The organism is Microbacterium sp. K35 (genome assembly GCF_004794375.1).
Classification (GTDB): Bacteria; Actinomycetota; Actinomycetes; order Actinomycetales; family Microbacteriaceae; genus Microbacterium; species Microbacterium sufflavum.
The window spans coordinates 1-22187 of sequence record NZ_SSDM01000419.1 but is presented as its reverse complement, the minus strand read 5'-3'; the positions used below and the strand labels follow the sequence as shown (position 1 = coordinate 22187).

At 73.0% G+C, this 22187-nt stretch carries 24 protein-coding genes; 12 read left to right on the top strand and 12 right to left on the bottom strand.

Annotation, left to right across the window (positions count from 1 at the left end; translation table 11 throughout):
- From DW299_RS18345 to DW299_RS18330, 4 genes are all read right to left on the bottom strand, one after another.
- On the bottom strand, window positions 1–380 hold a 380-nt coding region (locus tag DW299_RS18345), incomplete at its 3' end, for an alcohol dehydrogenase catalytic domain-containing protein (RefSeq protein ID WP_168443177.1).
- Window positions 377–607, bottom strand: a complete 231-nt coding sequence (locus tag DW299_RS18340; protein WP_136034144.1) for a helix-turn-helix transcriptional regulator — start codon at window positions 605–607, stop codon at window positions 377–379. The genes DW299_RS18340 and DW299_RS18345, both read right to left, overlap by 4 nt.
- Window positions 607–1041: a hypothetical protein gene (locus DW299_RS18335; protein ID WP_136037425.1), complete on the bottom strand. Its 435-nt coding sequence runs from the start codon at window positions 1039–1041 to the stop codon at window positions 607–609. The genes DW299_RS18340 and DW299_RS18335 overlap by 1 nt, the downstream gene beginning before the upstream one ends.
- A gap of 83 nt (window positions 1042–1124) precedes the next feature.
- Window positions 1125–4778 carry a proline dehydrogenase family protein gene (locus DW299_RS18330; RefSeq protein WP_136037424.1) on the bottom strand — a complete coding sequence of 1218 codons (3654 nt, stop codon included), beginning with the start codon at window positions 4776–4778 and terminating at the stop codon, window positions 1125–1127.
- A 74-nt stretch (window positions 4779–4852) separates the two neighbouring features.
- Here DW299_RS18330 and DW299_RS18325 point away from each other — a divergent pair, with 74 nt between their 5' ends.
- From DW299_RS18325 to DW299_RS18315, 3 genes are read left to right on the top strand one after another with little or no spacing between them, the layout of a single operon-like run.
- Window positions 4853–5533: a hypothetical protein gene (locus DW299_RS18325; protein ID WP_136037423.1), complete on the top strand. Its 681-nt coding sequence runs from the start codon at window positions 4853–4855 to the stop codon at window positions 5531–5533.
- Window positions 5530–6093: a DUF4352 domain-containing protein gene (locus DW299_RS18320; RefSeq protein WP_136037422.1), complete on the top strand. Its 564-nt coding sequence runs from the start codon at window positions 5530–5532 to the stop codon at window positions 6091–6093. Before DW299_RS18325 ends, DW299_RS18320 begins: the two co-directional genes overlap by 4 nt.
- Window positions 6090–6680 carry a hypothetical protein gene (locus DW299_RS18315; protein WP_136034134.1) on the top strand — a complete coding sequence of 197 codons (591 nt, stop codon included), beginning with the start codon at window positions 6090–6092 and terminating at the stop codon, window positions 6678–6680. The genes DW299_RS18320 and DW299_RS18315 overlap by 4 nt, the downstream gene beginning before the upstream one ends.
- On the opposite strand, the gene DW299_RS18310 is transcribed toward DW299_RS18315, so the two are convergent.
- Both DW299_RS18310 and DW299_RS18305 read right to left on the bottom strand, forming a co-directional pair.
- Window positions 6635–8035, bottom strand: coding sequence for a hypothetical protein (locus DW299_RS18310; protein ID WP_136034132.1), 1401 nt, complete (start codon window positions 8033–8035; stop codon window positions 6635–6637). The genes DW299_RS18315 and DW299_RS18310 overlap by 46 nt on opposite strands.
- Window positions 8036–8074: 39 nt before the next feature.
- Entirely contained in the window at window positions 8075–8635 is a 561-nt protein-coding gene (locus tag DW299_RS18305) for an acyl-CoA thioesterase (RefSeq protein WP_136034130.1), read from the bottom strand.
- A gap of 130 nt (window positions 8636–8765) precedes the next feature.
- Here DW299_RS18305 and DW299_RS18300 point away from each other — a divergent pair, with 130 nt between their 5' ends.
- Both DW299_RS18300 and coaE read left to right on the top strand, forming a co-directional pair.
- Window positions 8766–9275 carry a GNAT family N-acetyltransferase gene (locus tag DW299_RS18300; protein WP_136034128.1) on the top strand — a complete coding sequence of 170 codons (510 nt, stop codon included), beginning with the start codon at window positions 8766–8768 and terminating at the stop codon, window positions 9273–9275.
- Window positions 9276–9299: 24 nt separating this feature from the next.
- Complete coding sequence (gene coaE, locus DW299_RS18295) at window positions 9300–9932, top strand: dephospho-CoA kinase (RefSeq protein ID WP_240745454.1); 633 nt, start codon at window positions 9300–9302, stop codon at window positions 9930–9932.
- Here coaE and DW299_RS18290 read toward each other — a convergent pair.
- The 3 genes from DW299_RS18290 to DW299_RS18280 are packed head-to-tail and all read right to left on the bottom strand — an operon-like array spanning window position 9907 to window position 12499.
- On the bottom strand, window positions 9907–10821 hold the full coding sequence (locus DW299_RS18290) for an NAD-dependent epimerase/dehydratase family protein (RefSeq protein WP_136034126.1): 915 nt from the start codon (window positions 10819–10821) through the stop codon (window positions 9907–9909). The genes coaE and DW299_RS18290 overlap by 26 nt on opposite strands.
- Window positions 10818–11600: a MaoC/PaaZ C-terminal domain-containing protein gene (locus DW299_RS18285; RefSeq protein ID WP_136037421.1), complete on the bottom strand. Its 783-nt coding sequence runs from the start codon at window positions 11598–11600 to the stop codon at window positions 10818–10820. The genes DW299_RS18290 and DW299_RS18285 overlap by 4 nt, the downstream gene beginning before the upstream one ends.
- Complete coding sequence (locus DW299_RS18280; RefSeq protein WP_136037420.1) at window positions 11597–12499, bottom strand: SDR family oxidoreductase; 903 nt, start codon at window positions 12497–12499, stop codon at window positions 11597–11599. Before DW299_RS18280 ends, DW299_RS18285 begins: the two co-directional genes overlap by 4 nt.
- Window positions 12500–12652: 153 nt before the next feature.
- Here DW299_RS18280 and DW299_RS18275 point away from each other — a divergent pair, with 153 nt between their 5' ends.
- From DW299_RS18275 to DW299_RS18260, 4 genes are read left to right on the top strand one after another with little or no spacing between them, the layout of a single operon-like run.
- Entirely contained in the window at window positions 12653–13411 is a 759-nt protein-coding gene (locus DW299_RS18275; protein ID WP_136037419.1) for an enoyl-CoA hydratase family protein, read from the top strand.
- The gene (locus tag DW299_RS18270; protein ID WP_136037418.1) at window positions 13408–14253 is read left to right on the top strand and encodes a CoA transferase subunit A; all 846 of its coding nucleotides are present in this window, start codon (window positions 13408–13410) and stop codon (window positions 14251–14253) included. The genes DW299_RS18275 and DW299_RS18270 overlap by 4 nt, the downstream gene beginning before the upstream one ends.
- Window positions 14250–14999 carry a CoA-transferase gene (locus tag DW299_RS18265; protein ID WP_136034115.1) on the top strand — a complete coding sequence of 250 codons (750 nt, stop codon included), beginning with the start codon at window positions 14250–14252 and terminating at the stop codon, window positions 14997–14999. Before DW299_RS18270 ends, DW299_RS18265 begins: the two co-directional genes overlap by 4 nt.
- Window positions 14996–16069, top strand: coding sequence for an NAD(P)H-dependent flavin oxidoreductase (locus DW299_RS18260; protein ID WP_136034114.1), 1074 nt, complete (start codon window positions 14996–14998; stop codon window positions 16067–16069). The genes DW299_RS18265 and DW299_RS18260 overlap by 4 nt, the downstream gene beginning before the upstream one ends.
- A gap of 79 nt (window positions 16070–16148) precedes the next feature.
- Here the strand turns inward: DW299_RS18260 and DW299_RS18255 are convergent, their stop codons facing one another.
- Genes DW299_RS18255 through DW299_RS18245 form a run of 3 tightly spaced genes read right to left on the bottom strand, consistent with a single transcriptional unit; the run spans window position 16149 to window position 19272 of the window.
- A complete protein-coding gene (locus DW299_RS18255) occupies window positions 16149–17300 on the bottom strand; it encodes an acetyl-CoA C-acetyltransferase (protein ID WP_136034111.1) in 1152 nt (383 codons plus the stop codon).
- Between the two features lie 20 nt (window positions 17301–17320).
- A complete protein-coding gene (locus tag DW299_RS18250) occupies window positions 17321–18109 on the bottom strand; it encodes an SDR family oxidoreductase (protein WP_136034109.1) in 789 nt (262 codons plus the stop codon).
- Window positions 18106–19272: an acyl-CoA dehydrogenase family protein gene (locus DW299_RS18245; RefSeq protein WP_136034106.1), complete on the bottom strand. Its 1167-nt coding sequence runs from the start codon at window positions 19270–19272 to the stop codon at window positions 18106–18108. Before DW299_RS18245 ends, DW299_RS18250 begins: the two co-directional genes overlap by 4 nt.
- A gap of 109 nt (window positions 19273–19381) precedes the next feature.
- Between DW299_RS18245 and DW299_RS18240 the strand changes: the two genes are divergently transcribed.
- The 3 genes from DW299_RS18240 to DW299_RS18230 form a co-directional block, all read left to right on the top strand.
- Window positions 19382–20245 carry an enoyl-CoA hydratase gene (locus DW299_RS18240; protein ID WP_136034104.1) on the top strand — a complete coding sequence of 288 codons (864 nt, stop codon included), beginning with the start codon at window positions 19382–19384 and terminating at the stop codon, window positions 20243–20245.
- Complete coding sequence (locus DW299_RS18235) at window positions 20242–21411, top strand: acyl-CoA dehydrogenase family protein (RefSeq protein WP_136037417.1); 1170 nt, start codon at window positions 20242–20244, stop codon at window positions 21409–21411. The genes DW299_RS18240 and DW299_RS18235 overlap by 4 nt, the downstream gene beginning before the upstream one ends.
- On the top strand, window positions 21411–22187 hold a 777-nt coding region (locus DW299_RS18230; protein ID WP_136037416.1), incomplete at its 3' end, for an acyl-CoA dehydrogenase family protein. The genes DW299_RS18235 and DW299_RS18230, both read left to right, overlap by 1 nt.

The window sequence follows — 22187 nt, the reverse complement described above, 5'->3', positions numbered from 1 at the left end:
TCGGGCTCCACGCCCGGCGGCAGCGGCACGAGCCGGGCGGCCGGCACCCGCACGTACTCCGCGAGACCTCCGCCGCCCACGAGCTCCCCGACCACGTGCTCGTCGAGCTCGGCGCCCACCACGTCGGGCCCGACGCCCACGACCGTGCCGACGACCTCCATGCCGCGCACGGGATGCTTCGGCCGGGTGAGCCCGAACGCCGGTCGCACGAGCAGCGGATCGCCGAGCAGCAGCCGCACGTCGCCCGCATTGAGCGCGGTGGCCCGCACACGGAGCAGCACCTCGCCGTGGTGCGGCTGCGGCAGGGGGAGGCGTTCGAGCGCGACTCCGTCGGCGGGGCCGTAGGTCTCGCGACGCCAGGCAGCCATGCGGGCGGTCATGCGGCACCTCCGGGGGCGCTCGGATAGGAGAACAGCTCGTCGAGCCCGACGCCGAAGGCGCGGGCGATCTGGAACGCGAGCTCGAGCGTGGGCGAGTATTTCTGCTGCTCGATCGCGATGAGCGTCTGGCGCGTCACGCCGACGGTCTTGGCGAGCTCGGCCTGGGTGAGCCCTGCCCGCTCGCGGTGGGCGCGGATGCTGTTGGAGACGAGGGTGGGCTTGACCATCACACGAGCCCCCGCCGGTAGGCGATCACCCGGGCGATGCCGCCGACCACCGCGGCCACGAAGAACCCGAGGAACATCGTGTTCGCGATCCAGAAGACGTCGGTTCCGATCCCGCACAGCACGATCACGCCGAGTCCGGCGATCGCCACGAACGCCTGCTCCACGCGGGCGCCCATGCGGCCGATGTCGCGGTCGCGGATGTCGGAGCGGCCGACGCCGTCGGGGTCGCGCATCCCGGCGAGGATGCCCAACGCGACGCTGAGCAGGATGGTGCCGACGATGCCGCCGCCGATGCTCCAGAGCATGAGCGGGAACCAGTCGACCGCGGTGAGCGGCCCGCCCGCCGCCTGCTGCAGCACGAGCACCACGTAGGCGACGAGCACGATCGGGCTGATGATGAGCCCCGCCCAGACATTGCGTTCCTCGTAGACCATGACGCCCTCCGAATGTAAAGGATTCTTGACATGAGGCTACGCGCGGCGGATCACCGTGTCAAGAATCTTTTACACGCCCGGGGTCAGATGACGGGAGCGCTCCAGGGGTCGAGGTTGCCGTAGCGGTGCGCCGTGATGGAGATCGACTGCTCGTGCACGAACGGGAGCAGCTCGATGCGGGCGGCCGCGGTCACCTCCGCGTCGTACACCGCCAGGTCGGGGTCGCCCGCGGTCGCCGCCGCCAGCGACGCCCGCAGGGTCGCGACCGCCTCCCGGCCGCCCACCAGACGCACCCGGTCGTACCGCGCGCCCGCGCTCGCGCCCTCCGCCGGCTCCTCCTCCGCGGACAGCAGGCGCTGCATCCACTCCTCGTCCGACTCCAGGAAGACCACCGCGTCGAGGTCGCCCAGCGCGTGCCGCACCCCGGCCGGCAGCCCCACCGGGGTGGAGAGCACGAAGCCCGCCCCCGCGCGGACCCCCGCGATCACGACCCGCAGCACGTCCTGCAGCCGTGCGTCCTCGGTCGCCCTGATCTCCACGTGCCCCGGACGGTAGCGGAACAGGTTGCGCTCCACCTCCAGCCGCGACACGTCGCGCACCCGCCCGAACTCGCGGTCCCAGGCCAGGGCATCCGACAGGGCCGCGCGCCGCAGCCACTCGAAGGCCTCGTACGCCAGCGACGGCTGCGCCGACTCGATGAGCGCCGTGATGCGCGAGTCGAGTCCCCGCAGGTGCAGGGTGCTCGATGCCGCGCCCCCGGGCTGCGAGCGCCACGTGCCGAGGCCGATCAGGTGGTTCGGGCCGCCCGGCTTCGCACCGGGGCCGACCGACGACCGCTTCCAGCCGCCGAAGGGCTGCCGCTGCACGATCGCCCCCGTGGTGCCGCGGTTGACGTAGAGGTTGCCCGCCTGCACCCGGTCGAGCCAGAGCGACAGGTCGTCGGGGTCCTGCGTGTGGAGCCCGGCTGTGAGCCCGTACGCGACCGCGTTCTGCAGCTCGATGGCGCGCGCGAGCGTGGGCGCGTGCATGATGCCGAGCACCGGGCCGAAGAACTCCTCGAGGTGGAAGCGCGACCCCGGCTGCACGCCCACGCGCACGCCGGGCCGCCACAGTCGTCCGCTCTCGTCGCCGTCCACGGGGGCGGGCTCGATCAGCCACCGCTCGTCGCCCTCCAGCTCGGTGAGCGCCCAGGCGAGCTTGCCCTGCGGCTGCTCGATCACGGGGCCCACCTCGGCCGACGGATCCGCCGGCCAGCCCACGCGCAGGGAGCGGACCGCGTCGGCGAGCTGCCGGGCGAAGCGCTGCGAACGGCCGACCGGGCCGACGAGGATCGCGAGGGAGGCGGCGGAGCACTTCTGCCCCGCGTGCCCGAAGGCGCTCTTGACCAGGTCGGCGACGGCCAGGTCGAGGTCGGCGGACGGCGTGATGATCATGGCGTTCTTGCCGCTGGTCTCGGCGAGCAGCGGCAGGTCGGGGCGCCACGAGCGGAACAACGCCGCCGTCTCCCACGAGCCGGTGAGGATCACGCGGTCCACGGCCTCGTCGGTGATCAGCGCCCGTCCGAGCTCGCCCTCCTCGATGTCGACCAGGGCGAGCACCTCGCGCGGCACGCCGCCCTCCCACAGGGCCTCGGCGAGCGCGGCGGCGCAGCGTCGCGCCTGCGGGGCGGGCTTGAGCACGACCCCCGAGCCGGCGGCGAGCGCGGCGAGCACTCCTCCGGCCGGAATCGCCAGCGGGAAGTTCCAGGGCGGCGCGACCACGGTCACGCGCGCCGGCACGAACACCGCACCGGAGATCGCGTCGAGCTCGCGGCACGTGGAGGCGTAGTAGCGGGCGAAGTCGACGGCCTCGCTGACCTCCACGTCGGCCTCGGCGAACACCTTTCCGGTCTCCGCCGCGGCCACCTCGATCAGCTCCCCGCGCCGACCGTCGAGCGCGGCGGCGGCCCGTAGCAGCACCTCCGCGCGCTCCGCCGCCGGACGCGAGCCCCACGACGCGGCAGCGGATCGCACGCCCTGCACGAGGCGAGCGAGCTCGTCGGCGTCGTCGACCCTGGCGGCGGCGAGCACGGCCTCCCCCACGGTCGAGTCGGCCAGGCGACCACGGATCCCGTCGGCCCACTCCCGGTTGGCGGGCAGCGCGAGGTCGGTGTCCTGCGCGTTGGCGAAGCCCGGAGCGCCGCCCGTGTCCTCCCCGCGCTCGCGGGCCGCGTACACCGCCGTCTCCAGGAAGGCCCCGGTGTCCGCGCCGTCGGTGCCGCGGGCGATGCCCAGCACCGCCTGCGTCAGGTCGGCCTCGGGGATCGGGGCCGCGGCGGTCGGGCGGACCGACTCGTGCACGGGTGCGAGCCGGTCCTGCGTGCGGCGCGGTCCGCGGAGCAGGGTCGCGTCCGTGGAACGGTCGAGGGCGTCGAGGAACCGGTCGCGCTCCCGGGCGAACAGCCCCTCGTCCTCGTGCAGCCGGAAGGCCGCGGACAGGAAGTTGTCGGACGACGCGTTCTCCTCCAGCCGCCGCACCAGGTAGCTGATGGCCACGTCGAACTCGGCCGGGGCGACCACGGGCACGTACAGGAGCACCGCCCCGACCTCGCGCGACACGGCCCGCACCTGGCCCTGCGCCATCCCGAGCAGCATCTCGAACTCGATCGCGTCGCGCACGCCGCGCTCGCCCGCGAGCAGCCAGGCGTAGGCGATGCCGAACAGGTTGTGCCCGGCGATCCCCAGCTTCACGGCGGAGGTGTGCGCGGGCGTGAGCGCCCAGTCCAGGCAGCGGAGGTAGTTCGCGTCGGTGTCGAGCTTGGTGTCGTAGGTCGCGGGGGTCCAGCCGTGCAGCCGCGCCTCGACGTGCTCCATGGCGAGGTTCGCGCCCTTCACGAGCCGCACCTTGATGCGGGCACCCCCGTGGGCCACGCGGTCCTGCGCCCACGCAGTCAGCTCCTGCAGCGCGGGCAGCGCGTCGGGCAGGTAGGCCTGCAGCACGATGCCGGCCTCCAGCCGCGCCAGCCGCGGATCCTCCAGCAGCCGCGTGAACACCGCGATCGTGAGGTCGAGGTCGCGGTACTCCTCCATGTCGAGGTTGATGAAGGTGCCGTCGTCCGCCGCGGTCAGGTACAGCGGCAGCAGACGCTGCACCACGCGGTCGACGACGGCGTCGAACCCCCACATCGAGATGCGGCTCATGATGGCCGACACCTTGACCGACACGTAGTCCACGTCGGCGCGGCGGATGAGCTCGTGGATGCCGTCGAGCCGGCGCTGCGCCTCGGCCTCGCCCAGCACCGCCTCGCCCAGCAGATTGAGGTTGAGCCGCGAACCCGAGGCACGCAGCCGCTCGATCGCGGGGCCGAGCTTGGCGGGACGCGCGTCGACCACGAGGTGCCCGACCATGTCGCGCAGCGCCCGCCGCGCGATCGGCACGACCGGGGTCGGCAGCACGGGCGCGACACCCCCGCCCAGACGCACGGCCGAGCGCAGGTACCAGGGCAGGAACTCGGGCACGATCGGCGCGATGCGGTGCAGGCGGGCGGCGGCCGCGGTCAGGCTCTCCGGGCGCATCACCCCGTCGACGAAGCCGAGCGTGAAGGGCAGGCCGTTCGCGTCGCGCAGCACCCCGGCCAGGCGTGCGGCCGCGGGGTCGACGTCGGCCGCCGCGGCCTCGATCACCCAGCGGCGCGCCAGGTCGATCGCACGGTCGGAGAGGGGGGCGGACGACGCGGCATCCGGCGGGAGCTCGGCCATGATCCTCAGCCTATGACCGGGCCCCTGTTTCGGCGGGAGCCCGGGCCGCACGACCTCGCCCCTATGCTGTTGCCGTGACCACGACACCGCCGGAGGGGACGGCGCCGCAGGGCCGCAGCGACGCGTCCGCCGCCCGGGCCAGGGTGCTGGGGTGGGCGCGGCGCAGCATCGACCTGATCCCGACCCCGTGGCTGCTCACCGGCGCGGGGGCGCTGCTCCTCGCCGGCACCGCGGTGTTCGGCGGGCTGGAGGCGGCCGCGGTCGACCCGATCCCCGAGGTCGCGGTGGGTGAGACGTACGCGGGGTCCGACCTGGAGCTGACGGTCGTGGCGGTGGAGCTGCGCGACGACCGCGGGCAGACGTGGGTGTTCCCCGACGAGGAGAAGGGCGAGCGCGTGCTGGTGGTCACGGTCGACGCGGTGAACACCTTCCACGCCCCGCGCGGCTCGACCTCGGGCGCCCCCGAGTCGGCGGTGGTCGACGGCATCCGCATCGAGGGCCTCGACGAGAAGGGGCAGGTGTCGCGGGCCGACGACGGACGCGGGGCCCCGACGCTGCAGCCCGACGTCCCCGCACGACTGCTGCTCGCCTGGCTCGTGGGGCCGGACGACTACCGGGAGGGCGAGGAGCTCACGCTCACCCTGCCGGACTCCACGCACGCGGTCGGCTCGCGGGTGATCCGCGGGGACTACTGGACCGACGTGCGGGTCGGCGCGACCCTCACGACACGGATCGGCGAGGGGACGGCACCGTGAAGAAGCACGTCCTCGTGTGGCTGCTCACCGCGGCGCTGCTCGCCGGCGCGTGGGTGGTGTCGAAGGTCACGCTTCCGGACGACGCCGCGACGGCCGCGTTCCCCCGGGTCACGCGGATCGGCGAGGAGGCCGCCGTGCGCAACCTCGTCGTGACGATCACCGACGTGCGCCTGGCCGACCGGGTCGAAGACGCGGACGGCTGGTCGGCCGACGGCACCTGGCTGGTGGTCGACCTGGAGGCCGCGTCCGCCGTGACGCAGGACCTCAGCACCCTCTCGCTCGCGCAGCTCGCCATCGGCGACCGCACGTTCAGCGCCACCGATCGCGGGACGACGTTCGCGCAGCAGCGGCTGGTGACCGGCGTCCCCCGCGCGGGGAGCCTGGCCTTCGAGCTGCCAGACGACGTCACGGACGACCGCGCCACCCTGCGTCTCGGGGTCGCGGGCGCCGGCATCGGCGAGGTGCTGCTCGACGGGGTCGTCGACCTGCCGCTCGACCTCGCCGACCTCCCGGTCGAGTCCGCGATCCTCCTCGACGAGAACGGGTGGGCCCGCCGATGACGATCCCGCCTCCGCCGCTCCCGCCCGCGCCCACGGTCGAGCCCGCACCGGTGCCGCGTCGGCCGTCGTGGTGGCGTCGCAACGCCGTCGCGCTCGTCGCCCTCGCGGTGCTCGCCCCGGTCACCGCTGCGGCCGTCGGCTGGCAGGAGTGGTATCAGTACTTCGGGTTCGGGGCCAGGGCGGTCACCGCGATCACGGTCGACGAAGACGCCTCGGCCGACCTCGCCGGAGCCGAGTGGGGCCCGGTGCGCGGGGGCGAGATCGACGACGTGAGCGGCCTCGACGTCCCCGACGGCACGCGGCTGATCGCCGTGGCGGTGCCGGTCGACGCGAGCACCGCGGGCATCGGCTGCGAGACCCCGAAGCTGGTGGAGCGGGCGACGGGCCGCGAGTGGCGCCCCGTGCGTCTGGAGATCGGGCTGCTGTCCGACCCGGACGAGCCGGAGACGTGCCTGAGCGCAGAGGCCGGGGAGTACGAGCTGGTCGTGCCGTTCGTGGTGCCGGACGACGCGGAGGGCCCGTTCTGGGTGGACGTGCGACCCTACGACGCGGGCGGCTCGTTCCTCAGGTTCGCGTTCGAGCTCTGACCCCCCACGGCATCGCGCGGCGGGGCGGCGACGACGGCCGCGGCGACCGCGTCGACCGAGGAGGGCAGCAGCCCCGCGGCATCGGCGACGGCGCGCATCTCCGCCTCGGCCGCGGAACCGGTGGTGGTGTCGGAGCGCTCCTGCTGCTTGCGTCGCAGTCGCCCGAGCGTGGCGTCGTACGCGCCGCTGATCACGGCGATGCGCACGGGCTCGATCAGCAGCATCGGGACGAGGGACACGAGGGGCGTCGCGACCGCCCAGAAGACGAAGTCGTGCGGACCGATCAGGCGGGTGAGACCGAAGGCCAGGTACGACTCGAGCGCCTTCACCACCACGTACAGCAGGGCGTAGGACGCGACCAGGAGCGGGCCGGCCCGCCACATCAGCAGCAGCGCGCGACCGATCGGGCGGAACCGGGCGCCGAGTTCGTCGCCGAGGTCTCTGAGCCGGCGCACGAGCGGGTTGGGGATGGCCTCGGCGTGCTGACGGAACCGCGACAGGAACCGGCTCTCGACGCGCAGCTTCTCGGCCACGATCGCCTGCCCGAACACGACGCCGGCGATCGTGAGCCACGCCAGCGGCGCCAGCAGCACCGGACCGGCCTCCGACAGCACCCAGCCGACCCCGTCCCACAGCCACCGCAGCGGCGCGACCGCGTCCAGCAGTCCCTCGCGCACGTCTTCCAGGACCGCCATCGCGGCTCGGCTGTCGACCCAGGCCTTGATCGCGTCGAACACGTCGCCGAGCACCATGACCGAGAAGAACACCCAGACGACCTCGAAGTACACCGCCACGGGCGAGAGCCAGGCGGCGAGTTTCGGCGACCACTTCGACCACGCCCATCGCCCGGCGAACGCGACGACGATGATCGCGATCGTCCAGACGTTGAGGGGCAGGTTGAGCACCGTGTCCTCGGAGCCGACGGCCGGTTCGCCGTTGACGCTCGCCGTCCAGATGATCCCGGAGCGCACCTCGAGGGCACGGGCCGAGTAGGTGCGCACGTCCTCGCCGAGCAGGCCCTGCGCCCAGTACACGGCGAAGAAGGGGAGGATCCCGGCGAGCAGCGCGGTGAGGAACGTCCGGCGCCGGTCGGCGGCGGACTCCGGGAGCGGGGCGACCTCCTGCAGGTTGCGCAGCCCGTCGCGCAGCACCAGGAACATGGCCACCAGGCTGACGAGCCGGGCGAGGATCGCGATGGGCAGCACCAAGAAGCCCAGCGTGGCCGAGGTGGCACCCACGAAACCGGCGATCTCGGTGATCACGTAGTGCACGAGGACCCCGGCCAGGTACCACGCCATGAGCGCGGGCCAGTGCCGCAGCAGCACGCGCCCGGCGGTCGTCAGGATGGCCAGCACAGCGTCAATATATCGGCAGTGCGCCCGCCGCGCGCCTGATCAGTTCCAGACGCTGGGGGCGGGCGTGCGCACGGGCGGGAGGGCGGACGCCGCCGCCCAGTCGTGCACCCAGGCGTCGATCTCCGGCACGCCCTCCGGCTTGCCGACCGCGGCGAACAGCTCCTCGTTGCTCACGGTGCCGCCCGTGCGCCGCAGCACGCGCGCCCGCACGATGGCCCTGGCGTACACCTCGCCGTCGACCACGGCCCGGTGCTCCAGGAACAGCGCCCTGTCGTCGTGGCCGATGAACCGCGACTGCACCTCGAAGCGCTGCCACAGCTGCAGCGACTTGCGGAACGTGATGGTCTCGCTCGAGACGACCGCGTACCAGCCGCGCTGCTTCATCACGTCGAACAGCCCGGTGCGGATCAGGTGATCCCAGCGGCCGAGGTCGAACAGCGACAGATAGCGGCCGTTGTTCATGTGCCGGAGGATGTCGAGGTCGGTGGGGAGGGTCGTGACGGTGACGCTGCTCACCGCGGTCGGGTCGAGGGTCTTCCCCTGCCGCACGCGACGCCGCGCGCCGAGGATCACGAGGAGGGTCCGCCAGATCACGTTCACGAGGGACGATCGTAGCCAGCGGCGCACGAGCCGTGAATATCGTTGTGCGGTTCCTCCAGGCCGTTCACCCGCGCGTCACCCCGCTCCGCGCCGATTTCGAGTTTTCACGGGCCGCGCGTAGAGTCACCGCATGAGCGCCGAAGCCCAGCCCGAAGTCATCGTCCGTCCGGTCCGTGATGTGGATGCCGAAGCCCTCGGTCGCGTGCACGCGCAGTGCTGGCACGAGACCTACGATCACCTGATCAGCAAGGCCGCGCTGGAGAAGGTCTCGCCCCGCCGCATGGCCGAGCTGTGGACGCACTGGGCCGCCCAGGGCCCCGACTTCAAGATGAACGCGGCCCTCGTCGACGGCGAGATCGTCGGCTTCGTCGGCTCCGGCCCCGCCCGCGACAAGGACGCCCCCGCCTTCCGGGAGCTCTACTTCATCTACCTGCTCGACGCGTACCACTCCACCGGCATCGGCCAGAAGCTGTTCGACGCCGCGGTCGAGAAGGACGAGCCGCTCTACCTGTGGGTCGCGGAGGACAACCCCCGCGCGCACCGCTTCTACACGCGCAACGGCTTCCACCTCGACGGCGCCTCGCACACCGAGCCCTTCCTCGGCGAGACGCTCACCGAGGTCCGCTTCGTCCGTCCCTGACGCGTCGCGACCGGGAGAACCCTCGTGACGGCGGCGATCCTGGTCGGACTCACGGGCGGGATCGCCGCGGGGAAGAGCACGGTCGCGCGCGCCCTGGCCGCGCACGGTGCCCGCATCGTAGACGGTGACGCGGCCGCCCGTGCCATCGTCGATCCCGGCACCACGGACGGCGCGGCGCTGCTCGACCGGATCACCGCGCTGCTCGGGGCCGAGGTCCGCACGGCGGACGGGTCTCTCGACCGGGCGGCGGTCGCGGCACGCGTGTTCGACGATCCCGCCCTCCTCTCCCGCTACAACGCCCTGCTGCGCCCGGCTCTGCTGGCCGAGGTGGCTGCGCGCATCGACGAGGCCCGCCGCGAACCGGGTGTCGTGGTGCACGAGATCCCGCTGCTCAGCCGCACCACCGCCCCCCTGCTCTGGACGTACGACCGGGTCGTGACGGTCGAGGCCGCCGAGGCCATGCGCCTGCGCCGGTTGCGGGAGGAGCGGGGGCACGATGCGGCCGAGGCCGAGCGGCGGCTCCGCGCGCAGGGCGCCGAGGCCGATCGGATCGCGATCGCCGACGAGGTGCTGCGCACGGACGGCACCCTCGCCGACACTCTCGCCGCGACGGCCGTACTGTGGGAGCGGCTCAGCGCTGCGCGTCCGCCGCGGTGACGATCTCCGCCAGCGCGCGCTCGACATCGCCCCGGTCGTAGCCGAGCAGGGCGGTCTCCGCGGGGTCCGGCTCGTACGCGATCACCGCGCCGCGGCCCTGCACGATGAAGCGGTCGGGCTGGAACGGATGCTCCTCGTCGCGCTCCTCGATCGTGTGCGCGCTGCCGGCGGCGTCGGCGAGCAGCTGGAAGTAGTCGCGATACGTGAGGTTCGCGTCGCCCACCAGGTAGGCGCGCCCGCCTTCGCCCGCATCGAGCGCGCCCTGCACGGCCTGCGAGAGCGAGCGCACCGACAGGTAGTTGGTGCCGCCGGGCGGGGCGAACAGCGCGGGTTCGTCGAGCTCGCCGCGCGTCCACGCGATCATGCGGGCGAACCGCCGCAGGCCGCGCTCATCGGCGCCGACGATCGACGGCGGGTTCAGGGTGATCGCCGCGAAACCGTCGTCGCTCAGGGCGCGGGTGCGCTCGTCGGCGTCGCGCCGCGCCGCCACGTAGGGGATCCGCTCCGCCCACTCCGGGTGCAGCTGGTGGTAGTAGCTGCCGATCTGCACGAACCGGCCGACGCCCGCGGTCTTCGCGAGCGCGGCGAAGCGCGGCACCCCGACGCTCTGCGTGCGCTCCCAGAACGCGTCGTCCTCCTGCGCGGCGGGCACATGGCGGATGTCGTTGCCCGCCGCGAACACGACCGCGTCGAAACCGTCGAGCAGCGCGGCGGACCCGGCGTCGGTGTAGTCGCCCCGGAGGCGCGGCATCCCGGCGATGGCCCGGGGGTCGCGCTCGGACGGCTCGCGCCGCGCCATCACGGTCACCGCGTCACCGCGCGCGGCGAGGTCGGCGGCGACGTGACTGCCGATCATCCCGGTCGCGCCGACCACCAGCACCCGGCTCATGCGAACACCGCCAGGCCGTCGGAGATCACGGGCGTCCCGTCGCGCCGCAACTCGAAGTCGCCGCCGTGCCACGACTCGACCTCGAGCACATCGCCGGGGATCACCGGACCGCTGAACCGGCCCCGTAGCGAGCGGAGGTCGGCCGGATGCGCGCCCTGCTCGGAAGCGAGGACGAGGGTGGTGGCGGCGAGCGTGCACAGCCCCTGGAGGATCGGCACGGTCTGCCCGATCCGCGCGGACGCCGCGGGATCGATGTGGATGTGGTGGCGGTCGCCGGTCAGCCGGTACAGGGCGGCCTGCGTCGGGAACGTCGTCACGTCGGCCGTCGCACCCGCCGGTCGCTCGTCGGTGGCAGCCCGCGCCGGGCCCCGCTCCCCGCCGAACCCGCCCGCACCGGGTGCGAACAGTGACCAGGTCGCGGTGAACTCGGCGCACTCCACGATCACGTCGAACACGGCCGCGGAACCCTTGTCCCACACGTCGCCAACGCGGGCGGACAGCCGCAGCTCGCCCGAGCGCGGCAGCGGCCGGTGCACCTCCAGCGTCTGCGAGCCGTGCACGGCGCGGTCGTCGAACGCCCCCGCCTCGGCGAGCACGTCGGGCGCCCACTGCGCGAGCGTCAGCCCGAACGACGGGAGCACGCGCAGACGGTCCTCGAACACGAGATCGAGGTCGGTCGCGGCGGCCCCGACAGACAGCGCGTAGATGATCGCGTCGCGCTCGTCGTAGCCGACTGTCCGCTCGCCGAGGTCGCGCCCGGCCCAGTCGCCCGCGCTCATGCGCCGTACACCGGCTCGGGGGCAGCAGCTTCGGCGACCAGGGCCCGCACCGCCTCGCCGACCTCGGCCGCGTCCCACCGCCGATCCCGGTCACGCCGGGGCCCGTGCCGCCATCCCTCCTCCAGGCAGAGGCGGCCGCCCTCGATCTCCAGCACGCGGCCGGTGACGTCGCAGTCCGCGCTGGCGAGCCAGGCGACCACGGGCGAGACGTTCGCCGGGTCCATGCGATCGAAGCCGTGCGCGGGCGCGGCCATCGCGTCGGCGAAGGGCCCCTCGGTCATGCGCGTGCGGGCGGATGGGGCGATCGCGTTGACGTGCACGCCGTACCGCTGCAGCTCGGCGGCGGCCACGAGGGTGAGGGAGGCGATGCCGCCCTTCGCGGCGGAGTAGGCCGCCTGCCCGATGCTGCCCTGGAGCCCGGCGCCGGACGAGGTGTTCACGACGCGGGCGACCGGCTGCCGCCCGGCCTTGGCCTCGGCACGCCAGTGCGCGCTCGCGTGGCGCAGCGGCGCGAAGTGCCCCTTGAGGTGCACGCGGATCACCGCGTCCCACTCGTCCTCGCCGGCGTTGACCAGCATGCGGTCGCGCACGAACCCGGCGTTGTTCACGAGGATGTCCAGTCGTCCGAACGCCGTGAGCGCCTGCTCGACGAGGGCCCCGGCCTGCGCGAAGTCGGCGATGTCGGCGCCGTTCGCGATCGCCTCTCCCCCGGCGGCCTCGATGAGCTCGACGACCTCCTGCGCCGGACCGACCGAGACGCCGTCACCGTCGAGGGTCGTGCCGAGGTCATTCACGACCACCTTCGCCCCCTGGCGCGCGAGCTCCAGCGCGTGCTCTCGGCCGAGGCCGCGACCGGCACCGGTGACGATGGCCACGCGGCCTTCGAGTATTCGTGCCATGGTCGACTCTCCTTCGAGCGGCGTCGGCGGACGCGGGTGGGATGCGCCCGAGCATACCAACCAAGCAATTGCTAGGGCAAATGCACGGTGAGGGTTCCGTCGATAACCAAGCAACTGCTAGGGTGCTTGAGCAAACGTTAGGTTAGGTGTCCGATGACGATCACTTCCACCCTGCACCCTCGCGGCGTCCGCACCGTCACGATGGACTACCCGCCGGTGAACGCACTCCCCGTCGCCGGGTGGTTCGACGTGGCCGCCGCGATGCGCGAGGCCACGGCCGACGCCGAGACCCGCGTCGTCATCCTCCGCGCCGAGGGCCGCGGGTTCAACGCGGGCGTCGACATCAAGGAGATGCAGCGCATCGAGGGCTTCTCCGGCATCCTCGGCGCCAACCGCGGCTGTTACGAGGCGTTCAAGGCCATCTACGAGTGCGCCGTTCCGGTCATCGCCGCCGTCAACGGTTTCTGCCTGGGCGGCGGGATCGGCCTCGTCGGCAACAGCGACGTGATCGTCGCCTCCGACGACGCGACCTTCGGCGTGCCCGAAGTGGACCGCGGCGCGCTCGGCGCCGCCACCCACCTGGCCCGCCTCGTGCCGCAGCATCTGCTGCGCTCGCTGTACTTCACGAGCCGCACGGTGACGGCGCAGCGTCTCGCGGAGTTCGGATCCGTCGACGCGGTGGTGCCACGCGCCGACCTCGACGCGACCGCGCTCGCGCTCGCGGAGGAGATCGCCGCGAAGGACCCGCGCGTCATCCGCGCCGCCAAGGAGGCGCTGAACGGCATCGACCCGATCGACGTCAACCGCAGCTACCGGTTCGAGCAGGGCTTCACGTTCGAGCTCAACCTCGCCGGCGTCGCCGACCAGCACCGCGACGCGTTCGTCGCGACCGGCGAGAACCTGACGACATGACCACCGCCGGATCCGCCGCCGATCTCGCGCCGCTGATCCGCGACGGCATGACGATCGGCGTCGGCGGCTGGGGTTCACGGCGTAAGCCGATGGCCCTCGTGCGGCAGATCGTGCTCTCCGGGGCGCGCGACCTGCGCATCGTCAGCTTCGGCGGACCGGACGTGGGCCTGCTCTGCGCCACCGGCCAGGCGTCCGAGATCGTGCACGGGTTCGTCTCGCTCGACAGCATCGCGATCGACCCTTACTTCGCGGACGCCCGGCAGTCCGGCGCGGTGTGCAGCGTGGAGTACGACGAGGCGATGCTGGTCGCCGGACTCCGCGCCGCCGCCCGGCGCCTGCCCTTCGAGGCCACCCGGGCGGGGGCGGGCTCGGACGCCGTCAGCCGCAACCCCCAGATCCGCACGATCACATCGCCCTACGCCGACGCCGAGGTGCTGGTGGCGATGCCCGCCGTGCCCCTCGACCTCGCCCTGCTCCACCTCGACCGGGCCGACGCCGCCGGCACCGCCGTGTGCCTCGGGCCGGACCTGTTCTTCGACGACCTGTTCGCGGGCGCGGCGGCGCACACCGTGGTGAGCGTGGAGGAGGTGGTGGACACCGCCGCGCTGTGGACGGGGCTCGGCCCCACGGCGCGCTTCCTCGACCGCACGCTCACCGACCGGATCGTGCATGCCCCGGGCGGAGCCGGGTTCACGGCGCATCCGCCCCATCACGACCGCGACGAGGAGGGGCAGCGCGCCTACGCCGCCGCGGCCGCCTCGCCCGCGGACCGTGAGGCGTATCTGACCCGGTTCCGGGCGGGCGAGCTCGCCCCGCGGACGAGTGAGGCGGCGACACCATGACGGCCACGCGCGCCGAGGTCGCGATCGCCGCGTGCAGCGACCTCTTCCGCGGCGCGGGCACGATCCTCGCGAGCCCCGTCGGCATCGTGCCCACCGTCGGGGTGCGGCTCGCGCGGCTCACGCACGCGCCCGGCCTGCTGCTCAGCGACGGCGAAGCCACCCTGTACGCCGACACCCCCGCCGTCGACGAGCCGTTCCGCGAGCCGGAGGCGCCGCTCCCCTACGCGCAGCTGTTCGAGCTGATCGCCCGCGGTCGCCGCCACGTGATCATGGGGGCCGCACAGCTCGACCGCCACGGCGACCAGAACCTGTCCGCGATCGGCGACCGCGACCGTCCCACCCGGCAGCTGCTCGGCGCCAGGGCCGCCGCCACGAACACCGTCAACCACGCGACCAGCTACTGGGTCGCCCGCCACAGCCCGCGCGTGTTCGTGGACCGGGTGGACGTGGTCACGGGCGTCGGGCCGGCCAGGGCGCGCACGGCCGGGGCCCACCGCTTCCACGACGTGCGCCGCATCGTCACCGACCTCGCGGTGCTCGACCTGACCGGCCCCGGCGCCACGGTCGCCCTCGTCAGCCTGCACCCCGGCGTGACCCTCGACCGGGTGGTCGCGGCCACCGGCTTCCCGCTGCACATCCCCGCCGTCGTCCCCGAGACCCGGCAGCCCACCGCCGAGGAGCTGCGCCTGGTGCGCGAGCGTCTCGACCCCCGCGGACTCCGCGACCGAGAGGTGATCGCATCATGACCACGCCCCCGCAGCTCTCCACGCCGCTCACGCGCCTGACCGGCGTCGACCATCCGATCGTGCAGACCGGCATGGGCTGGGTCGCCGGCGCCCGCCTGGTCACCGCCACCGCGCAGGCCGGAGCGCTGGGCATCCTCGCCTCCGCCACCATGACCATCGACGAGCTCGAACGGCAGATCATCGAGGTGACCGAGCGCACCGACCGGCCCTTCGGCGTGAACCTGCGCGCCGACGCCGGGGATGCCACCGAGCGCGTCGAACTGCTCATCCGGCACGGCGTGAAGGTCGCCAGCTTCGCTCTCGCCCCACGACGCGAGCTGATCGAGCGACTCAAGGACCACGGCGTGGTCGTGATCCCCTCGATCGGGGCCGTGCGGCACGCCGAGAAGGTCGCGGCGTGGGGTGCGGACGCCGTGATGGTGCAGGGCGGTGAGGGCGGCGGTCACACCGGTGCCGTGCCCACCTCGATCCTGCTGCCCTCGGTGGTCGCGGCCGTCGACATCCCCGTGATCGCGGCCGGCGGCTTCCACGACGGACGGGGTCTCGCCGCCGCGCTCGCGTACGGCGCCGCGGGGGTCGGGATGGGCACGCGGTTCCTGCTCACGAGCGACAGTTCGGTGCCCGAGGCCGTGAAGCGGCGATACCTCGACTTCGGGCTGGACGGCACGGTCGTCACCACGAAGGCCGACGGCATGCCCCACCGCCTGCTGCGCACCGAGTTCGTGGAGGGACTGGAGGGCGGAAGCGGGGTGTCCCGCCTGCTGCCGACGCTGCGCCGGTCGTGGGAGTTCAAGAAGCTGAGCGGCCTGAGCTGGCCGCAGCTGGTGCGGGATGCGGTGTCGATGAAGAAGGCGACCGGGCGCTCCTGGACGCAGATGACCCTCGCCGCGAACACTCCGATGCTGCTGAAGGCCGGGCTCGTCGACGGCGACACCTCCGCGGGCATGCTCGCCGCCGGCCAGGTGGTGGGGCTGATCGACGACCTCCCCAGCTGCGAGGAGCTCGTCGATCGCGTGGTGCGCGACGCCGTGGCCCACCTCCGCGCCGCCGCCTCCTGCGTCCTCGCCTGAGCCCCGGGGAGCCGCGCCCCCCGGGGCCCGGACGCACGCCATCCGCGGGTCGTCCGTCGTCAGGCCCGGATGCGCAGCCTCAGAGGCGCTCGATGATGGTGACGTTGGCGAGACCGCCGCCCTCGCACATGGTCTGCAGACCGTAGCGACCGCCGGTGCGTTCGAGCTCGTTCAGCAGCGTCGTCATGAGACGGGTGCCCGTCGCGCCGATCGGGTGACCGAGGGCGATGCCGCCCCCGTTCACGTTCACCTTCTCGTGCGGCACCCCGGTCTCGCGCATCCAGGCGAGAACGACCGACGCGAAGGCCTCGTTCACCTCGAACAGGTCGATGTCGTCGAGGCTCATGCCCGTGCGCTCCATCGCGTACCGCGTGGCGGGGATCGGCGCGGTGAGCATGAACACCGGGCTGTCGCCGCGCACCGACAGGTGGTGGATGCGCGCGCGGGGCGTGAGCCCGTGGTCCTTCACCGCCTGCGCGCTCGCGACGAGCACCGCGCTAGAGGCGTCGCTGATCTGCGAGGCCACGGCAGCCGTGAGCCGTCCGCCGGGGGTGAGCGTCTGCAGGCCCGCCATGCGCTCGAGCGAGGTGTCGCGGCGCACGCCCTCGTCGCGGTCGAGCCCGTTCAGCGGGGCGATCTCGCCGTCGAACCGACCCTCGTCCTGCGCTCTGGCCGCCCGCTGATGGCTCTCCAGCGCGAACCGCTCCATCTCCTCGCGCGTGATGTCCCACTTCTCGGCGATCATCTCCGCGCCGACGAACTGCGAGATCTCCTGCCCGGGGTAGCGCTCCTGCCAGCCCGGCGACTCGGCGAACGGCGTGGTGAAGCCGTATGCCTCTCCGGCCACCATGGCCGAGGAGATCGGCAGCTGCGACATGTTCTGCAGACCGCCGGCGATCACCAGGTCGCTGGTCCCGCTCATCACGGCCTGCGCGGCGAAGTGCACGGCCTGCTGGCTCGAACCGCACTGCCGGTCGATCGTGACGCCGGGCACGTGCTCGGGGAAGCCAGCGACGAGCACGGCGGAGCGGCCCACGTTGCCCGCCTGTCCTCCGATCGTGTCGGTCGCGCCGATGATCACGTCGTCGAGCGCGCCAGGGTCGATGCCCGTCCGCTCCACGAGCGCCTTCAGGCTGTGCGCGCCGAGGTCGGCCGGGTGGATGCCGGACAGCGAGCCGCCCCGCTTCCCGACGGGCGAGCGGACCGCGTCGACGATGTATGCCTCTGCCATGGTGTTCCTTCTCTCCGGGTTCACGCGTGCTGACTGCTGACGGCGACGACCTCGCCGGTCATATAAGAGGAGTATGCGCTGGCGAGGAACACCATGACGTTGGCGACCTCCCAGGGTTCCGCGGCCCGGCCGAACGCCTCGCGCGCTTTCAGCTGCTCCAGCAGCTCGGGCGAGGTGACCTTCTCCAGGAACGGGTGCATCGCGAGGCTCGGTGACACGGCGTTCACGCGGATGCCGTGCGGCGCGAAATCCATCGCCGCGCTGCGGGTGAGCGCCATCACGCCGGCCTTCGCGGCGGCGTAGTGGGCCTGCTCCACCTGCGCGCGCCAGCCGATCACGGACGCGTTGTTGACGATGACGCCGGCCGTGCCCGCCGCGACCATGCGGCGGCCGACCGCGCGCAGGCACCGGAACGTGCCGGTGAGGGTCACGTCGATCACCCTGTCCCACTGCTCGTCGGTCATGTCGAGGATCGACACCGACCCGCCGAGCCCGGCGTTGTTGATCATCACGTCGATCGCGCCGCCGTCCTCCGCGAGGTCGAGGAGGGCGGCGACCTGGTCCTCGACGGTCACGTCGCACACGGCGGTGCGCACGCGGTCGGCGCCGAAACGGTCACCCAGCTCGCTCTGCGTCTCGGCGAGGCGGCCGGCGTGCGTGTCGCCGAGCACCACGAGCGCCGCGCCCTCTTCCAGGCAGCGGACCGCGGCGGCCTGACCGATGCCGGCTCCGGCGGCGGCCGTGATGACGACGCGCTTCCCGTCGAGCAGGCCGTGACCGGGGACGTAGGCGGGGGCGGAAGAGCTCATGGGCGGGCCTCTCGGGGTAGGCCGAGCACGCGCTCGGCGATGACGGTGCGCTGGATCTCGTCGGAACCGCCGTAGATCGTGTCGGCGCGGCTGAACAGGAACAGCGTCTGCAGGTCGTCCAGCGCGTAGTCCGCGCCGACCCGCAGGGCCTCGGGTCCGGCGACCTCCATCGCGAGCTCGCCGAGCGCGCGGTGCCAGTTCGACCACAGCAGCTTCGCGACGGAGGCGCCGTCGCCCTGGGCACCGCCGAGCGTGCGGAGGGCGTGCTGGCGGATCACCTCCAGGTCCATGCGGGCGCGCACGAGCCGGTCGCGGATCACGGCATCGTCGATCGCGCCGGTGCGCTGCGCCGTCTCGATCACGGCGTCGAGCTCGCGACGGAACGCGATCTGCTGCGCGAGGGTGGAGACGCCGCGCTCGAAGCCGAGGGTCGCCATCGCGACGCGGAAGCCGTTCCCCTCGCCGCCTACGACGAGGTCGGCATCGGTGCGGGCGTCGTCGAAGAACACCTCGTTGAACTCGCTGGTCGCGGTGAGCTGCAGGATCGGGCGCACCTCGACGCCGGGCTGGTCCATCGGCACGAGCAGATACGACAGACCCTGGTGGCGGCTCGATCCCGGTTCGGTGCGGGCGATCACGAAGCACCAGTCGGCGTGCTGCGCGAGGGACGTCCACACCTTCTGCCCCGTGACGGACCACTCGTCGCCCGTGCGCTGAGCCTTGGTCGCCACCGCGGCGAGGTCGGATCCGGCGCCCGGCTCCGAGTAGCCCTGGCACCACAGCTCCTCGACCGCGACGATGCGCGGCAGGAAGCGGGCCTGCTGCGCGGGCGTGCCATGCGCGATGAGGGTGGGGCCGAGCAGCTCCTCCCCCAGATGGTTCACGCGGGCGGGGGCGTCGGCGCGGGCGTACTCCTCGTGGAAGATGACCTGCTGCGCGATGCTGAGTCCGCGGCCGCCGTGCTCGACCGGCCAGCCCACGCACGTCCACCCCGCAGCGGCCAGGTGCCGGTTCCACTCCAGGCGCGCCTCGAAGTCCTCGTGCTCGCGACCGGAGCCGCCGCGGCCGCGCAGCGCGGCGAAGCGACCGGTGAGGTTCTCTTCCAGCCAGCCGCGGATCTCGGCGCGGAATCGCTCGTCCGCGTCGTGCTGCGTCGCGTCCATCTGTGCTCCTCATCGAGTCGTGGTCTTCGGCGGACCGTTCCCGTATAGTATCAAACTAAACCAAGCGATTGTTTGGTTTCGCTCCCGGGAGTTCAGAGAGGAACCCGCCATGACCGACGACTCGGACGCCGTGGTCACCTACGAGGTGCGCGGCGCGACCGCGATCATCCGGCTGAACCGCCCCCAGTATCGCAACGCCCAGAACTCGAAGGTCACCTACGCCCTCGACGCCGCGTTCACCCGCGCCGTGGACGACGACGCCGTGAAGGTCATCGTGCTCGGCGGGAACGGGAAGCACTTCTGCGCCGGGCACGACATCGGCACCCCCGAGCGCGACATCGACCAGAGCTTCGAGCGCAGGGCCGTCATCTGGTGGGACCACGTCGGAGCCCAGGGCGTCGACTCCCGCTTCGCCCGCGAGTCCGAGGTCTACCTGGGGATGTGCCGCCGCTGGCGCGAGATCCCCAAGCCCGTGATCGCGATGGTGCAGGGTGCCTGCATCGCCGGTGGGCTCATGCTCGCCTGGTCGTGCGACTTCATCGTCGCCTCCGACGACGCGTTCTTCCAGGACCCGGTCGTCGCGATGGGCATCCCCGGCGTCGAGTACTTCGCACACCCCTGGGTGACCAACCCCCGCGCGGCCAAGGAGATGCTGTACACCGGCGACCGGATGCCCGCCGCCCGCGCGCACGAACTCGGCATGGTCAACCACGTCGTCCCGTCGTCCGAGCTGGAGCAGCGCACGCTCGAGCTCGCCGAGCGCATCGGCCGCATGCCCCGACTCGGGCTCGCCCTCGCGAAGAAGGCCGTGAACCAGGCGGAGGATCTGCAGGGCCTGCGCCCCGGCATGGACTCCGTGTTCGGGCTGCACCACGCCGCCCACGCGCACAACGCCGAGGTGGGCGGCGACTCCCTCGGCGGCGTGGACGTGCGCACCATCAAGGCCGACACCGCGGACGGAGCATCCCGATGAACCTCGACCTCACCCCCGCGCAGGAGGCCTTCGCCGCGGAGGCGCGCGCCTGGCTCACCGAGCGCGTGCCGTCCACACCGCTGCCCTCGATGGACACGGCCGAGGGCTTCGCGGCGCACCGCGCGTGGGAGGCCGAGCTGGCGGAGGGCCGCTGGTCCGTCGTCTCCTGGCCCGAGCAGTACGGCGGCCGCGACGCCGGAATCACGGAGTGGGTGCTGTTCGAGGAGGAGTACTACCGCGCGGGCGCCCCGACTCGGGTGGCGCAGAACGGCATCTCCCTGCTCGCGCCGATCCTGTTCGAGCACGGCACCCCGGATCAGCACGAGCGGTACCTGCGCGCCATGACCGACGGCTCGCTGATCTGGGCGCAGGCGTGGTCGGAGCCCGGAGCGGGCAGCGACCTCGCCGCGATCCGCAGCACCGCCCGCCGCGACGACGACCGCGGCGGATGGGTGCTCAACGGCCAGAAGATCTGGAGCTCGCGCGCGGTGTGGGCCGACCGCGGGTTCGGCCTGTTCCGGTCCGACCCCGAAGCGCAGCGGCACCGCGGCCTGACGTACTTCCTGTTCCCGATGGACGCCGAGGGCATCACGGTGCGGGCGATCGCCCAGCTCGACGGCACGACCGGGTTCGCCGAGATCTTCTTCGACGACGTGTTCGTGCCCGATGAGGACGTGCTGGGCGCCCCCGGCGACGGGTGGCGCGTGGCCATGAGCACCGCGGGCAACGAGCGCGGACTGTCGCTGCGGGCGCCGGGACGGTTCCTCGCCGCGACCGACCGCCTGATCGCACTGCAGTCCGAGCGGGGCGCGACCGGCGAGGATGACGCCGTGGTGGACGCCTGGATCGGCGCGGAGGCCTACCGGCTGTTCACGTGGCAGACCGTGAGCACCCTGCTCGACGGTGGTGCGGTCGGCGCGGAGGGCAGCATCAACAAGGTGTTCTGGTCGGAGCTCGACGTGCACATCCACGAGACCGCGCTGCGCATCCTGGGACCGGAGTCCGAGCTGCGCGGGGAGTCGGCGGTCGACGGCGGGCGCTGGGTCGACGACTACCAGTTCGCGCTCGCCGGTCCCATCTACGCGGGCACCAACGAGGTGCAGCGGAACATCATCGCGGAGCGGATCCTCGGACTCCCCCGCGGCGGAGACGGAAGGCGCGCCTGATGCGGTTCCTGCCCACGGAAGAACAGACCGCGTTCGCGGAGGCCATCGACGAGATCGTGGAGGGCGCGGGCGGCGCCGACGTCGCACGTGCCTGGGCCGACGGCGACACCGCCCCCGGGCTCGCCCTGTGGGCGCAGTTCGCCGAGCTCGGGCTGCTGGGGCTGCGGGTGAGCGAGGAGGCGGGCGGCTTCGGCGGCACCCTCGGCGACCTGGTGGTGGTGTTCGAGCGGCTCGGCTACCACGGCGTGCCCGGCCCCTACCTGGAGACGGTCGCGCTGCTGCCCTCCCTGGTGGACGACGGGACGCGGCAGGCCCTCGCCGCGGGAGCCATCGCCACCGCGGCGGTCGACGGTGTCGCTCCCGCCGCCGTGGACGCCGCCGTGGCCACGCACCGCTACCTCGTCCGCGGTGACGCGCTGAACGAGGGCGAGCCGGGCGCAGAGCTGACCTCGGTCGCGCCCACCCGGCGTCTCGCCCGGCTCTCCCCCACGGGAGCCTCGACCCCGCTCGTGCCCGGCGCCCTCGACGCGGCCCTGAACGAAGCAGCCCTCGCCGCCGCCGCGCTGCTCGTGGGCGCGGGAGAGCGGCTGCTCGCGGAGGCCGTGTCGTACGCGAAGGTGCGCGAACAGTTCGGCCGTCCGATCGGGGAGTTCCAGGCGCTCAAGCACCAGCTGGCGGATGTGCGGATCGCGCTGAGCTTCGCGCGGCCGCTCGTGTGGAACGCGGCACTGCGCGCCGACGAGCCCGACGAGGACCGGGCGGTGTCGGCGCGCAGT